A 13,687-nucleotide genomic window follows, 5' to 3' on the forward strand; every position below is an offset into this window, starting at 1 on the left:
ATTTCCAGGCGATAATGGCTATAGTGAATTTTCCTACAACATTAACCCTTATTCGTTTGGTAGTCTCTCCTTTAATTCTCCCTTTGTTACTCGTTTATTTTTTACCGATCAATCATATCTTGATTAACGGTATTCTTGTCTTATTTTTTTTCGCTTTGAGTTTAACCGATTTTTTTGATGGCTATTTGGCCCGCAAGTATGGTCAAGAAACCTTACTTGGTGCGGTGCTCGACCCTATAGCTGACAAGTTTTTGGTCTATTCAACCTTAATTGGGTTGCTTGTAGTAAACAAGATTTACTTTTTCTGGGTTGTGTTACTCATCGGGCGTGAATTTTTTTTGATGGGTTTACGTCAAGTAGCGCTCGAAAATAATTTTTCTGTTCCCGTATCTTTTTTAGGTAAATTAAAAACGGCGACACAAATTATCTGTCTCATGTTTATTATCTTCAATCCCTATCAAACAGTTGGTCTTGGACTAAGCGGTGTTGCATGGTGGAATACCGCAGAGCTTATTCTTATCGTGATAACCGTTGGTATATCAATGCTGTCAGCATTGTTTTATTATCAAGCCTTTATTGGAAAGTTTCTTGCCAAGCATGAGAGCGATACAATCGTTAAGGCACATAAATCATGATCACTATTATTCTTGTCTGCATTGCTGCTTATCTTATCGGTTCATTGTCAACGGGGTTTCTTATTGCACGAGCTTGTGGCGTTGATGATATACGAGCTCACGGCTCTGGCGGTAGCGGTGCCACTAATGTTGCTCGTGTTCTTGGTGTTCATTATTTTCTCCTTATCTTTTTTTTAGATTTTTTTAAAGCGTATGCTTTTTTAAAAGTGTGCTTTTGGTATAACATTTCTGACTATTCACTGGCTGCTGTTGCGGTATCACTACTGCTTGGTAATGGTGCTCCTATTTTTTTAAAATTTCGTGGTGGCAAAGGTGTTTCTACAACCTTTGGTATTTTGGCTGCTTTAATGCCCTGTGTAGCTGGTGGCTGTATTGGCATATGGGTTTTGGTAATTGCTCTTACGCGTACGAGTGGCAAGGCGTCGCTTGTCTCCTTGTCTATTATGCCTTTGTTGGCCTGGCTTTGTGGTAACTCTCTTCTTTTTATACTACTCACGTTGTTTATGACTGCGTGGGGATTTTTTTTACATAGAACAAATATAGTTACCTATCTCTCTAAATAACTAATTTTCATGTGGTACATATAATGAAAAAAATAATCGGTATAGTTTTAGTATGTACTGCGATTGCGGCCTTCGGTACGGAACTGGCTTGGGACTGGTCAACAATTGATGTTGATGCGGTTTTTTTTGATAAAAATTTTATATTTGGTAGCGCCGTTGCAGAATACCAAGTATCTGGCGCGTTTAATTGTCCCAATGCTAACTGGGCTTTATGGGATTATGCAAAAGACAAGCATGGTAACCCCCGAATTCACGGTGGTCAGCGTTCTGGTCGTGCTTGTGATTTTTGGCATTCCTTTAAAGAAGATATTGCGTTACTCAAACACATGAAGGTAAAAGCATTTAGATTTTCGGTTGAGTGGAGCATTATTGAACCGCAACAGGGCGTGATTGATAAAGCAGCAATTGCTCATTATCACGAACTGTGCGATGAGTTACTCGCTGCCGGTATCAAGCCAGTGGTCACGCTGCATCATTTTACTCATCCTTTGTGGTTTGAAAAGCTCGGTGCCTTTGAGTTGGAAGAAAATATTCCTTACTTTGTTGATTTTGCACGCTTGATGGTTCAAGAACTCGGCAGTAAAGTTATGTTGTGGGCAACCTTTAATGAGCCCGGTGTTTATGTGTTTCAAGGATATATACGTGGTGTATGGCCTCCGGGAAAAATTGGCATTAACCGTGCTGGTAAAGTATTATACAACATGATGTGTGCGCATGTTAAGGCCTATAAGGCAATCAAGAATCTGCCTGGTGGCGATACTACTCAAGTGGGCTTGGTGCATAGCGTAACGCAGTTTGATCCGTACAATGATGATAGCGTGATCGAAAAGACGTTATGTTATTATATCAATCATATGTTTCATGATGTGATCACAGAATTTTTTGCACAAGGTGTATTTAGTTTTCATGTGCCAGTACTTGCCTCACTTGACTATGTAAATTCTGATGCAGTATGTTCACTCGATTTTTTGGGTATCAATTATTATTCCCATGTTTTGCTGCGTGTAGAGTTGGGATTTAATACCATGGCCGGTCAAGCTTACAGATCACATGAGATCAAAACTGACATGCCCTACTGCATTTACGCAGAAGGGTTGTATCGTGCCATTAAGGATGTTTCAGAGCGTATAACGGTTCCACAAAATATTCCTATGTATATCACCGAGAATGGTATTGCCGATAGCAAGGACGATCGACGCGAACTTTTTATTAAGCGCTATCTCTATGCATTAAGCCGTGCTATTCAAGACGGGTATGATGTGCGCGGTTATTTTTATTGGTCATTGCTTGATAATTTTGAATGGTCCGAAGGGTACACGCAAAAGTTTGGGTTGTATGATGTTGATATGGCAACACAACAGCGCACCTTGCGTGAAGGCTCAAAGGCATTGTTGAAGGTTATCAATTCAACGTACCAAAAATCATAGCGATTTTATGCGTACCATTAAACTTTTTATCTTTTTCTTGAGTGCTTCGTTTTTTCTTGTACATTTAGCTATAAAAATTACCCATTGCACAAAGGTTACCACCATGCATTTTAACGAAGTTGGAAAAGCATTTTCTGTCATAGAAGCAACAAGCGGTCGTTTGGAAATGACAAAATTGCTTGCAGACTTGCTATCTAAAGCGACATCATCAGAAGCTGCTATTATTTGTAATATTTCCCTCGGTCAGCTTAATGCACCGCATATTGGTACGCAATTTAATATGGCAGAAAAAAGTGTGGCAAAAGCTATTGCAGATTTAATGGATCTTTCTGATGCAACGATCATGGCCCATGCCAAAAAGTTGGGCGACCTAGGATTAGTCTTGGACGAAGGTAGCTGGCAATCAAAAGATACCTTAACGGTGCATCACGTGTATGCAGCATTGCATGCGATTGAACAGCATGGCGGTACTGGTTCTCAAGAAGACAAAATTCAGCAGTTGCGCACCTTGTTGTCGGAGCTTGATCCGGTCTCGGCTAAATATGTAGTACGTATTATTATCGGCAAATTGCGTCTTGGTTTTTCTGATATGACCATTATCGATGCGCTTTCTTGGATGGTAGCGGGTGACAAGTCGTTGCGTGGTGCTATCGAAGACGCGTATAACATATGTGCTGACATTGGTACCATCGCATCAGTTCTCAAACAAGATGGCATACAAGCTATCAAAAATATGAAAATTCATATGGGTATTCCGATCCGTCCTGCAGCTGCAGAACGTCTTCCAACCGCCAAAGCAATTATTGAAAAAATTGGTCACTGTGTTGCACAACCAAAGTTAGATGGCTTCCGTTTGCAAATTCATGTTGATAAAACACATAAAGCACCAAGAATTCATTTTTATTCACGTAACTTACAAGATATGTCGGCGATGTTTCCTGACATTAAGCAAGCTATTGCTGACCTTGATGTACAAGAACTTATTTGCGAGGGCGAAGCAATTGTATACGATCAACACACCGGCAGCTTTTTACCATTCCAAGAAACAGTAAAACGTAAAAGGAAACATGGCATAGAAGAAGCTATGACAGAATATCCTCTGCGTGTTTTTATTTTTGATCTTCTTTATTTAGATGGTCAGGAATATATGACTAAAACACACGAAGAGCGCCGTACAAAATTGCTTAACGTATTTAAAAGCTTTAATAATGATGCGGTCCAAGTAATTGAAGAAAAAGAAATGCATACGGCACAAGAACTTGAACATTATTTTACGCAAAACATAGCATCGGGTCTTGAAGGCTTGGTGGTAAAGAAAAATGATTCGGTCTATCAACCGGGCAAACGTAACTTCAATTGGATTAAACTAAAGCGCCAAGAAGAAGGGCATCTAGAAGATACTCTTGATTGCGTCATTCTGGGATATTATGCGGGTGAAGGCAAACGAGCTTCATTTGGTATTGGAGCGTTTCTTGTGGGCGTTTATAATAAACGAGAAGATCGTTTTGAGACCGTGGCCAAAATTGGTACGGGGCTTAAAGACCATGATTGGATAGAACTCAGAAAAAAATGTGATGCACATAAAGTTTTCAGCAAACCAAAAAATGTCGTGTGCGCTAAAGATTTAGAACCAGATGTGTGGGTTGCTCCCGAGATGGTTGTATTGATTCGTGCCGACGAAATTACGATGTCTCCGGTGCATGCAGCAGGCAAGACAGCCGACTCCTTGGGCTACGCTCTCAGGTTTCCAAGAATTATGGGCTATCGTCTAGATAAATCACCACAAGAAGCAACAACTATTGAGGAAATTAAGCATTTATATGACGATCAGTTCAAACGTGATTAGCTGTTAATTTTTTGAACAAAGATCATAAAAATACTGCGCTTCTTGAGCAGGATTTTCTGCTTCAACAATGCTTTTTCCGATAGCCAGTCCATACGGCTTTATGTTTATAATTTCTTCGATAGTGTCTCGACGAATTTTTGCTGAAATGAAGACGGGCACATCGGTGTTACCTTTGATCATGTCCCATTTATCCAAAAAGGTGAGCGATTCTTGCTCATCGTACGGTTGGTGGAACAACAAAGCGTTGACACCAAGATTTTTTGCTTCGAGTGCTGATTGGCCAAGGGAACTTGCGTCAATCAGGTCGAGCATAACTTTTATATTAAGGTTTTCTGCTGTTGAACACGCAGCATGAATCACATCTTTACCCGTACCAGCCATTACGGTTACCCAATCAGCGCCAGCTTGAGCAAAGTGGGTGACGGCTTCTTTGGCGCGATCAGCAATTTTGCAGTCAGCCAGTATAGTTTTTTTAGGAAATGCATTTTTGAATGCGGTAACTGCTTTGACGCCGTGGAGATAAATAAGCAGGGTGCCTACTTCTAGGACATCGGCGTGCGGAGCAACCAGTGTGGCAATGGCTAAAGCTTTGTCTAGATCAGGCATGTCGAATGATATTTGTAATTTCATACTCTCTTATCCTCATATGAATGATTATATAGTCCAGCGTGATCGTCGTAAAAATATGAGCTTAGTATAACAGCATTTACTGCGTTTGAAAAAACTACATTTTATACTCATATTATGGAACAAGATGCGTTATATAATTTGTTGGATTTTGTTTGTAGATATAACGAATCGGTTCAAACAAATGTTTTAAGTTGAGTAAATAGAGTGACTGCGCGGTATGGTTTATGCCTTTTTTAACAAATATATCAGGCAATAAAATATTGGCGCCTTCTTGGGCTATAGTTGTGCCAACAGGTACGTACATGTGGACTGGTTTTGCTATAATAATAATGGTTTGTACTGGTATTTTTTTATTTTTGGGAAGCTCTGCGGGCTTGGTTTCCCATACGGTTACCTTAGTTTGGTCATCCAACTGTTGCTCAAGGTGGTACATGGTAGCAGGTACATTATCTTCTAACTCCCAATGGTGGACAGTATTGCCGGCCATCATAATAGGGGTAATTTTTGGGGTAATGAGAATATCAACTGATTTTTGTGAGTGTTTATAGGGGAACGATAATTGGCCGTATTGGTCTGAAACGTTCAGATAGCCGCCGTAGGTAGCAAAAACGCCGACCACTAATTTTTTATCGATAATGCCATTCAAACATTGCTCGGCTAAAACGCCGGGCCTTTTTATTTCTTGGCAATAAGTATCGTCAAGCATAGTCGGGTAGGGCCGTAGGTAAAAAACTATGGTTGCATCGCCAAAGAGCGTGAAATTATAGAAAAAACATGGTAGTATCAGTAATAAAATATTTTTATTTTTCATAGGTGTATAGCTTCTTCTTTTTAAGGTTGATCCATGACCTCACTAGTAAGCTACCATTATAATAACCACAAAAGCTATGATTTGAGGAACGAAATTGTCTATTGCAGAAAAATTTGGTCAAAATGCCGATACTCTATGGCAAACATTTATTACTAAAGAAAAGTTAACCGCGGTTCAAGCTGGACAGTTTGAGCGTTATCTGGAAATGTTGCAGGAATGGAATGAGAATATCAATCTAACCCGTATCATCGATATTGAGGATATTATTCCTTACCATTTTCAGGATTCCATGCGCGTCGCTAAATATGTTGATTTTAGTAAAGTGCGTGGCGTATGTGATATTGGTTCTGGTGCAGGGTTTCCTGGTATTCCCTTAAAAATTTTATTTCCCGATGTGCCGTTTATATTACTTGAAGTAAATAACAAAAAAGTCGCTTTCCTCGAGGCAGTTATAGCCGAACTTGGTCTTACCGATTGTACGGTTAGTCCTCTTGATTGGCGAACCTTCTTACGACAAACCACCCACACTATAGATCTTTTTGTTACTCGCGCATCACTGCAGCTTGAGCAACTGGTCAAAGTATTCAAGCCGAGCTGTCACTATAAAGATGCTCAGCTCATTTATTGGGCATCAAAGAAGTGGAAGCCTGGTACACAGGAAAAAGCTTATTTGGTTAAGGAACAAGACTATACCGTCGGCACTCAACTCCGTGAATATGCTTTCTTCAGTGGCAAAAAAGCTTAAAGCGCTGTGCTATGCCTCGCAAAAAGGGCTATTTCTTGCTAAAAAAGTTTTTTTTGTTACTGTGGTGCCTGTGTAAGGTGAAATTATTTTAGTCTTGTAATGCCTTGTTCATCAAAGGTTTTTGGGGAATCAATGGATCAACACATTAAGCTAGAGGAATATCCAATGAAAAAAGGACTCATCGCAAGTTATTTTTCGGGGATTACCGATGCTACTCAAGGTGAAAGTTATTGGAATATTATTCGGTATGCTTTGCCAGAATTTGTTACCGCTTTGCTGCTTTATTCTGTGCCTATTTGGATTGAGGCTAACTTTATCAGTTATTTAAAAGATACGCCGACATTTGCTACCCTTGGGGCTACTAACAATCTTATGCATTTTTTAATTAAAATCGGCGAAGGTGTTTCTGTTGGGACCTTGGTGTTAGCCGGCCAATTTAATGGTAAGGCGGATTATCAGGAAGCTGGACGCTCAGTGCGCGATGCGTTTTGGATTACGTGTGTTTCTGGGGTAATGGTTGCAGGTAGTTTATATCTTGGCGCCTATTGGATTTATAGTTGGCTTGGCGTTCCTACAGAAATTATTGGTCTTGGCGTTCCTTTTTTACGAATTCGGGCCATAGGTGTTTTCTTTATGTTTATATACTTGGCCTTGGTTGGTTTTGTACGTGGTATAAAAAACACAAGAGTACCAATGTATGTCAGCGTGCTTGGTGTATTTGTTGTTATATCGTTGGATTATCTTCTGATCTTTGGAAAATTTGGCTTTCCTGCCATGGGATTGCACGGCTCTGCGCTTGCAGCAGTTATGCAATATTTGGTTATGTCGGTTGCTGTTCTTGTTTATATTCTTTGGCATCCAGATAATCGTAAGTATGCCGTAGATCTTTTTTCAGTATTCCGCTCACGCACCCATATGAAAGAGCTTCTTATTCTCAGTTGGCCTGTGATGCTTGATAAAGCTACGCTTGCTGCGGCATATATTTGGCTTTTGAAAATGGTTGGTCCTATGGGCAGTTGTATGGTTGCCACATTCTGTGTTATTAAAGATATGGAGCGTGTAGCATTAACGCCAGCTCTTGCGTTTGCTTCGGTTATTACTTTTTTGGTAAGTAATGATTTTGGTGCCAAAAATTGGGATGCTGTAAAAGTTAATATAAAAAAGACAGTCTTTTTGGCTTCAATTTGTGTAATGGGTATTTTTGTAGTATTTGCTGTTATGCCAACTTACTTTATAGGTTTTTTTGATAAGAAAGGCGAGTTCACGCTATTGGCTGCTCGAGCGTTCCCTATCCTGAGCATATTATCATTCTGCGATCTTCTTCAAGTGGTGTTGTCCGGTGCCATACGTGGTACAGGGAATGTAAAAATGGTTATGATGGTGCGACTATTAGTGTGTGGGTGTATTTTTACGCCATTGTCCTACGCCTTGACGTTTTTGGTAATGGACGATCCGCTGCTGAAATTTATTCTAATCTATGGTACATTTTATGTGTGTAATGGCTTAATGAGTGTTATTTATATCAATTATTTCCGCTCTGACCGGTGGAAAAAGAGTGTTGTCTAGGAACAAGTGTATGACAAAAATTACTAAAGAAGATGTTATAAAAATTGCTCACATGTCTAATATCAAGGTGCATGATAATGAACTTGATCAGTTAGCTAATCAACTTCAACAGGTATTGAGCTACGCTGCATGCGTGCAGGAAATCGCCGTTGATGTTCAGGTTTCTGAACGTAAAAACATCAATGTATTGCGCGATGATGTTGTGGTGAAAACTGATTCAGAAATTATTCTGGCATGCGCACCCGAATCAGAAGGCCATTACTTTGTTGTTCCTGCTATTTTAGACAGCACCAAATAAAATTTTTCTCCTATAAAAAGGCTATTCATGAAAACAACTATGGACACGTTGGCATTTGCAACTATTAAAGAACTACGCACCTTACTTGCCGACAGAGAAATTTCATCTCAAGAATTACTCGAATCATGCATCAAACGTTTTAGCGTGCATGATGGTGACCTCCAATCAGCATTAGAAATTTTCGAAACTAACTCCATTCTCGAGCGCTCACAAAAACAAGGCATGCTCTTTGGTATTCCAGGGATCTTAAAAGATAATATTTCCCAAGAAGGCCGCACCTTGACCTGTGCCTCAAAAATCTTAGAAGGTTTCAACGCAGCATACGATGCAACGGCTACCGCACGTCTCAAAAAAGAGGGCGCATTGATTCTTGGCCGTGCCAACATGGACGAATTTGCCATGGGAAGTTCTGGCGAAACCTCAGCGTATCAAAAAACCAAAAATCCTTGGGATTCTTCCCGTGTACCTGGTGGTTCAAGTAGTGGGTCTATTGCTGCTGTTGCAGCCGGACTTGTTCCTTGGGCTTTGGGTAGCGAAACCGGTGGTTCTGTTCGTTTGCCAGCAGCGTTTTGTGGCATTGTGGGTTCTAAGCCTACTTATGGCTTGGTCTCTCGTTCTGGCCTTGTTGCCTACGCTTCATCGCTTGACCAAATTGGTGTAGTGACCCGTACGGTGTACGATAACGCTGTAGTGCTTTCTGCTATTGCCGGACACGATCCAAAAGATTCTTCATCATTAGCGGTAGAAAAAAAAGATTACACTCAAAGTTTGGATGGCAAAATTCCCGCCAATCTCCGTATTGGTATTGTGGAAAACGCTTTATATGCACCGGGCATGAATAGTGAAGTTGTTGTAGCGATTGAAGAAGCTATTAAAGTTCTAGAAGGTTTGGGTGCAAAGACACGTCGCATTAAACTTTCTACCATGGACTATAGCGCTGCTACCTACTTTATTTTAAGCCGTGCTGAAGCAGCATCCAACTTAGCTCGTTTTGACGGGGTTCGTTATGGCCTCCGTGACAAAAAAGCGGCAACCTTAACTGATATGTATTGCAACACGCGTCACGATGGTTTTGGCGCTGAAGTTAAAGCCCGTATTTTGATTGGTAACTATGTTCTTTCAGCTGGTTATGCCGATGCGTATTATGAAAAAGCTAAAAAAGTACAACGTATGATGTGCAAAGAATTTACTGAGATGTTCAACGAGGTTGATCTGTTGGTAATGCCTACTCATCCTGAACCAGCATTTAAGTTTGGTGCGTTTGACACTGATAAGTTAGCAATGGATTTGCAAGATTATTTCACCTGCGCTATGAATTTGGTGGGTATTCCTGCTCTTAACGTGCCATGCGGCTTTACGCAGTCTAACTTGCCTATTGGCTTCCAATTTGCGGGCCCTCACCTTTCTGATGAGTTGATTCTGCAAGTTGCCCATGCTTATGAGCAAGCGACTCCATGGCATACGATGCATCCAAAAGGTTTCTAGGATATTCGTAAAATAGAGAAATTAAAAAAAGGCCACGATTGAACAATCGTGGCCTTTTTTTATTTAAATCTAAAGTATTTTAGCGACAAAGCCATATATAATCTCGCAAAGCTTGGTAAGCATGCGCGCCATCATTTCTACCTGCTCGATCGGGTATAATTTGTGTGGCAGTATTGTTATAAATGGCAAAAGCGGATACTAATTTTGATATGGGATAGCCGATTGATAAAGGTTTTAGTGTATTTGGATGATATTTATTGAGTAATGTTAAACTTGCGATACTCGCGAGTGTGCCAAATAAGGGACCTGCTAAATTTACGGCTATTCTTTTTAAGCAGCTGCTTTGTGGATTGCTTGCATATGCTGATTGTTGTTTTGCGAGATCAATTTCGGTATAGCCAATCGCAGGATTGAGTCCACAAACTGTTAATCCTGGTAGTTTCAAGAGAGGTTTTCTGTTATTATAACCACCAATATTAACATGGAATGGTTGGCCGAAAAGAATTTTGAGCATAAGAGCATGGCCGACTTCATGGGCTGTGGTAATAGCCATACCAATACTATATGCCAACAAGCAGTCTTTTGAAAAGCTTGTGACGTTCTTTACAGCAGATGAAGCAAATTCATTTACCCTTGTCCAATTCATCCCATTGCATGTTTGGGACGATATGAGTACAAGAAAAAATAATGCTAGCGATCTCTTAGTAGTATTCATTTTTGAGTCCTCCATAAGACTTATTTGAATTGTAAATTTTGACTTTGTTATTTAATTAAAAATTAATACATATTTCTATTATGAACTATTCGTGGTCTTTTGCAACAGGGGGGTCCTTTCATTGATTAGATCGCATAAAATGGTATTATTATTAATAGATGCAGGACATTTCTATCGATTATACAGAATTTAGGGATATCTCAATGAAAAAATTACTATTGTTTATGGTATTATGTACCTTTTCTTTAGCGCATGCTGATAACTTGGCAGATGCGATTAGAGAACAGGATATTAAAAAGATTGGAATTGAGATGCAGCAGCGAAATTACTTAGCTGCTTTACGGCCAAGATACTTAGAGGTGGCAGAAGAAAATGTTCGCTTTAGAAGAGATTGTTTGGTATCGCAACGAGCCAATCCTCGCATGCATGACAGCTATATGCCAATTGTTATAAGTGCAATTTTTCCGACTACATTTTTGGCCTATTCTGCAGTAAAGGAAGAAGCATCTGTGGTAAATCAAATTTTGTTTGCAGCTTCTCTTACGGTACTATTGGGTCAAATGTATCTTGGGCACTATAAACAGACTCTGCAATGTGAGCTTGAATATGATAGTGCGTTAAGAGCCAAAGATTTAATTACGCATTGTATGTCATTTCCATGCACCCCTTTGCCTAAAGGGTAAATTATGAGTTACTGGAACGGGTCTATTAAGATCGGCAACCTTGAATTTCCACGTTTTATTGGTGGGCCACTCGATGGCATTACCGATTCGCCATTTCGTAAGTTAGTACGAGAATTCTCTTCGTCCGAGCTTTTATATACCGAAATGCGCCATGTTGCGTGCATAGCCAACGATAAAGGTGGCCAAAGAGCCTTAAAATTCGAGCAGCTGGAACGCCCCCTTAACTATCAAGTTGCTGCAAACTCTACCCTGTATATCGAAAAAGCCTGCGATCTTATTCTGGCTAAAGGGGTAGATATGATCGACCTTAATATCGGCTGCCCGGCAAAGAATGTGATCGGCTCAGGTTCCGGTTCGGCTTTAATGGCAAATGTGCCTCGACTCAAAGAAATTGTAACCCTATTTCGCAAAAAAATTCCTAACATCCCTTTTACCGTAAAAATTCGTGCCGGCTTCAAATCCCAAAATGCTGTTGAAGTGGCAAAACTTCTTGAAGATTGTGGCGTTGATGCACTTGCAATTCACCCGCGCTTACAGACCCAACGCTTTGAAGGTCGCCCTGATTACGCTCTTGCGGCCGAAGTTAAACAAGCAGTAAAAGTTCCCGTAATTATTTCTGGTGGTGTGGTCAATTGGGCTACCGCCAAAATGATTCACGAACAAACTGGTGTTGATGGCTATCTCATTGGCCGTGGTATTTGGTCTCGCCCTTGGAAGCTCCAAGAATTGCGTGAGCATTCACAGGGTAGGGAATATTTGGCTGATAACACAATAGTATTGCATTCCGCATTAAAACATTTAGATTATATGCTTGCGCATTATGGTAATCATGGTCTCTATAATTTTAGAAAACATTTACCATTTTATATCAAGGGTGCACCCGATGCAGCAACGATTCGTGAGCGTTTGGTTGTTTCTCACTCAGCGGAAGAAGTACAAGAAGGTCTAAAAAGTTTTTTTAGGATATAAACGGTGCGTAAGAAAAGGCGAGGCGGTTTATTTTTTAAGGTGTGTGTGTTGGGCTTAACAGCTTGGACTGCGCATTATTGTTTTTCAAATGCTAATACCCTAGAAACTATCTCATCATATGTTATGTACCCTGTTTTGGTTGCACAACATAAACTCATCGCTCCTATAAAAGCTTTATTTGATAATCGTCGTTCGATGCAAGAAATGCATGTGTTGTTGCAAAGCATGCAAGCTGAGCGAGACGAACTTCTTGCACAAAATGTCCAACTCAATTCTTTAATGAGCTACAATGAAGAAATCAAAGAGCTCATGCTTTTCAAAAAACAGTACAATAATGCCGATGCTATTTTGGCACAAGTTTTAGTTAGACATTTTTCTGACCAGTCCCATTATTTTTTAATCGATAAGGGCAGTAATGCTGGCATGAAGGTTGATATGGTGGCGATTTACAAGCAATGTTTGCTGGGCAAAGTAGTAGAAGTGCAGCCGCTGTATAGCAAGGTAATGCTTGTCACTGACACGGTGTGCAAAGTTGCTGCGTATTGTGCGCATACACAAGCAAGTGGCATTCACGAGGGCAACAACCAAGAGCAGATGACTGGCTTGCGCTATGTGAGCCACCTTACTGAAATTGAGACAGACGATTTGGTGCTTTCTAGTGGCGATGGTTTAGTATTCCCCAAAGGGTTCGCCTTGGGCAAAATTTCTTCATGTACGCCCGAGGGATTATTTTATGATGTTACCGTCAAACCGTTGTTAGATCTTCGTAGAATAGAACATTGCTTTATTATTCAAAAAGGTGCGGTCATGGGATTAGATGTTAATCCTGGATTAATGGCTTTGTGCGAAGAACACGAAAACAATATGCATGAACAAAAACAGCTCGCTCAAGTGAGTGTGCAGAACCAAGAACCTATCAAAATTGCTCCTATCGCTATGGAGCTCATGATGCCATTGCCGATGCAAGAGCCTGTTGTGTCTGTACAGGAATTAGTGCAACAACAGCGTTATGCCGCGCAGGATTTTTACGATTTCAAGCCAGTCATAGAATTACTGAACAACACCGTTGCTTAAATATCGTTGTTCCAAAAAACTACATAATTGTGTCATGCAATAACTGAACATCGACCCTTCATCGTCAGAGCTTCCTCCCAAGACATCAATCAAACTATTTTTTGTAAGCGGATGAACCCATTCGATTTCACCTTCAATGAGTGCCTTTTCTTTTAGCACGGCAATTGCTTGTTGTGCTGACCCTATCGTGTCAATCAAGCCGAGTTTAATGGCCTGGCGTGCAGTGAATATTTTTCCATC

Annotated in this window: 15 protein-coding genes; 11 read left to right on the top strand and 4 right to left on the bottom strand. The window is 40.4% G+C overall.

Annotated features, from left to right (window positions below):
- The first annotated feature begins 14 nt into the window (after positions 1 to 14).
- From pgsA to NTX86_04205, 4 genes are read left to right on the top strand one after another with little or no spacing between them, the layout of a single operon-like run.
- A complete protein-coding gene (gene pgsA, locus NTX86_04190) occupies positions 15 to 635 on the top strand; it encodes a CDP-diacylglycerol--glycerol-3-phosphate 3-phosphatidyltransferase (GenBank protein MCX5922500.1) in 621 nt (206 codons plus the stop codon).
- A complete protein-coding gene (locus NTX86_04195; GenBank protein ID MCX5922501.1) occupies positions 632 to 1,198 on the top strand; it encodes a glycerol-3-phosphate acyltransferase in 567 nt (188 codons plus the stop codon). The genes pgsA and NTX86_04195 overlap by 4 nt, the downstream gene beginning before the upstream one ends.
- A gap of 23 nt (positions 1,199 to 1,221) precedes the next feature.
- Complete coding sequence (locus NTX86_04200; protein ID MCX5922502.1) at positions 1,222 to 2,625, top strand: glycoside hydrolase family 1 protein; 1,404 nt, start codon at positions 1,222 to 1,224, stop codon at positions 2,623 to 2,625.
- Between the two features lie 7 nt (positions 2,626 to 2,632).
- On the top strand, positions 2,633 to 4,471 hold the full coding sequence (locus tag NTX86_04205) for an ATP-dependent DNA ligase (GenBank protein MCX5922503.1): 1,839 nt from the start codon (positions 2,633 to 2,635) through the stop codon (positions 4,469 to 4,471).
- A 3-nt stretch (positions 4,472 to 4,474) separates the two neighbouring features.
- Here NTX86_04205 and NTX86_04210 read toward each other — a convergent pair whose 3' ends face one another.
- Complete coding sequence (locus NTX86_04210) at positions 4,475 to 5,101, bottom strand: orotidine 5'-phosphate decarboxylase (protein MCX5922504.1); 627 nt, start codon at positions 5,099 to 5,101, stop codon at positions 4,475 to 4,477.
- 112 nt (positions 5,102 to 5,213) lie between these two features.
- Complete coding sequence (locus tag NTX86_04215) at positions 5,214 to 5,912, bottom strand: hypothetical protein (GenBank protein ID MCX5922505.1); 699 nt, start codon at positions 5,910 to 5,912, stop codon at positions 5,214 to 5,216.
- Between the two features lie 94 nt (positions 5,913 to 6,006).
- Here NTX86_04215 and rsmG point away from each other — a divergent pair, with 94 nt between their 5' ends.
- The 4 genes from rsmG (at position 6,007) to gatA (ending at position 10,006) form a co-directional block, all read left to right on the top strand.
- Complete coding sequence (rsmG, locus tag NTX86_04220) at positions 6,007 to 6,657, top strand: 16S rRNA (guanine(527)-N(7))-methyltransferase RsmG (GenBank protein ID MCX5922506.1); 651 nt, start codon at positions 6,007 to 6,009, stop codon at positions 6,655 to 6,657.
- 165 nt (positions 6,658 to 6,822) lie between these two features.
- Complete coding sequence (locus NTX86_04225) at positions 6,823 to 8,223, top strand: MATE family efflux transporter (GenBank protein ID MCX5922507.1); 1,401 nt, start codon at positions 6,823 to 6,825, stop codon at positions 8,221 to 8,223.
- A gap of 10 nt (positions 8,224 to 8,233) precedes the next feature.
- On the top strand, positions 8,234 to 8,521 hold the full coding sequence (gene gatC, locus NTX86_04230; protein ID MCX5922508.1) for an Asp-tRNA(Asn)/Glu-tRNA(Gln) amidotransferase subunit GatC: 288 nt from the start codon (positions 8,234 to 8,236) through the stop codon (positions 8,519 to 8,521).
- Between the two features lie 27 nt (positions 8,522 to 8,548).
- The gene (gene gatA, locus NTX86_04235) at positions 8,549 to 10,006 is read left to right on the top strand and encodes an Asp-tRNA(Asn)/Glu-tRNA(Gln) amidotransferase subunit GatA (GenBank protein ID MCX5922509.1); all 1,458 of its coding nucleotides are present in this window, start codon (positions 8,549 to 8,551) and stop codon (positions 10,004 to 10,006) included.
- Positions 10,007 to 10,085: 79 nt separating this feature from the next.
- On the opposite strand, the gene NTX86_04240 is transcribed toward gatA, so the two are convergent.
- Positions 10,086 to 10,721, bottom strand: coding sequence for a hypothetical protein (locus NTX86_04240; GenBank protein MCX5922510.1), 636 nt, complete (start codon positions 10,719 to 10,721; stop codon positions 10,086 to 10,088).
- 203 nt (positions 10,722 to 10,924) lie between these two features.
- Here NTX86_04240 and NTX86_04245 point away from each other — a divergent pair, with 203 nt between their 5' ends.
- Genes NTX86_04245 through NTX86_04255 form a run of 3 tightly spaced genes read left to right on the top strand, consistent with a single transcriptional unit; the run spans position 10,925 to position 13,447 of the window.
- On the top strand, positions 10,925 to 11,404 hold the full coding sequence (locus NTX86_04245) for a hypothetical protein (protein ID MCX5922511.1): 480 nt from the start codon (positions 10,925 to 10,927) through the stop codon (positions 11,402 to 11,404).
- Between the two features lie 3 nt (positions 11,405 to 11,407).
- Positions 11,408 to 12,373 (top strand): tRNA-dihydrouridine synthase, encoded by a 966-nt coding sequence (locus NTX86_04250; protein ID MCX5922512.1) that lies wholly within the window; start codon positions 11,408 to 11,410, stop codon positions 12,371 to 12,373.
- Positions 12,374 to 12,418: 45 nt separating this feature from the next.
- Positions 12,419 to 13,447, top strand: a complete 1,029-nt coding sequence (locus NTX86_04255) for a rod shape-determining protein MreC (protein ID MCX5922513.1) — start codon at positions 12,419 to 12,421, stop codon at positions 13,445 to 13,447.
- Here the strand turns inward: NTX86_04255 and NTX86_04260 are convergent.
- On the bottom strand, positions 13,424 to 13,687 hold a 264-nt coding region (locus NTX86_04260; protein ID MCX5922514.1), incomplete at its 5' end, for a hypothetical protein. The two genes, NTX86_04255 and NTX86_04260, sit on opposite strands and share 24 nt — an antisense overlap.

Source organism: Candidatus Dependentiae bacterium (genome assembly GCA_026389015.1).
GTDB lineage: Bacteria > Babelota > Babeliae > Babelales > Vermiphilaceae > JAPLIR01.

Bases quoted from the DNA above. Each gene is read 5' to 3' on its own strand.
- gatA (MCX5922509.1), top strand. From the start codon at position 8,549: ATGAAAACAACTATGGACACGTTGGCATTTGCAACTATTAAAGAACTA.
- NTX86_04215 (MCX5922505.1), bottom strand. From the start codon at position 5,912: ATGAAAAATAAAAATATTTTATTACTGATACTACCATGTTTTTTCTAT.
- pgsA (MCX5922500.1), top strand. From the start codon at position 15: ATGGCTATAGTGAATTTTCCTACAACATTAACCCTTATTCGTTTGGTA.
- NTX86_04245 (MCX5922511.1), top strand. From the start codon at position 10,925: ATGAAAAAATTACTATTGTTTATGGTATTATGTACCTTTTCTTTAGCG.
- NTX86_04200 (MCX5922502.1), top strand. From the start codon at position 1,222: ATGAAAAAAATAATCGGTATAGTTTTAGTATGTACTGCGATTGCGGCC.
- NTX86_04250 (MCX5922512.1), top strand. From the start codon at position 11,408: ATGAGTTACTGGAACGGGTCTATTAAGATCGGCAACCTTGAATTTCCA.
- NTX86_04225 (MCX5922507.1), top strand. From the start codon at position 6,823: ATGAAAAAAGGACTCATCGCAAGTTATTTTTCGGGGATTACCGATGCT.
- gatC (MCX5922508.1), top strand. From the start codon at position 8,234: ATGACAAAAATTACTAAAGAAGATGTTATAAAAATTGCTCACATGTCT.
- NTX86_04240 (MCX5922510.1), bottom strand. From the start codon at position 10,721: ATGAATACTACTAAGAGATCGCTAGCATTATTTTTTCTTGTACTCATA.
- NTX86_04210 (MCX5922504.1), bottom strand. From the start codon at position 5,101: ATGAAATTACAAATATCATTCGACATGCCTGATCTAGACAAAGCTTTA.
- NTX86_04205 (MCX5922503.1), top strand. From the start codon at position 2,633: ATGCGTACCATTAAACTTTTTATCTTTTTCTTGAGTGCTTCGTTTTTT.
- NTX86_04195 (MCX5922501.1), top strand. From the start codon at position 632: ATGATCACTATTATTCTTGTCTGCATTGCTGCTTATCTTATCGGTTCA.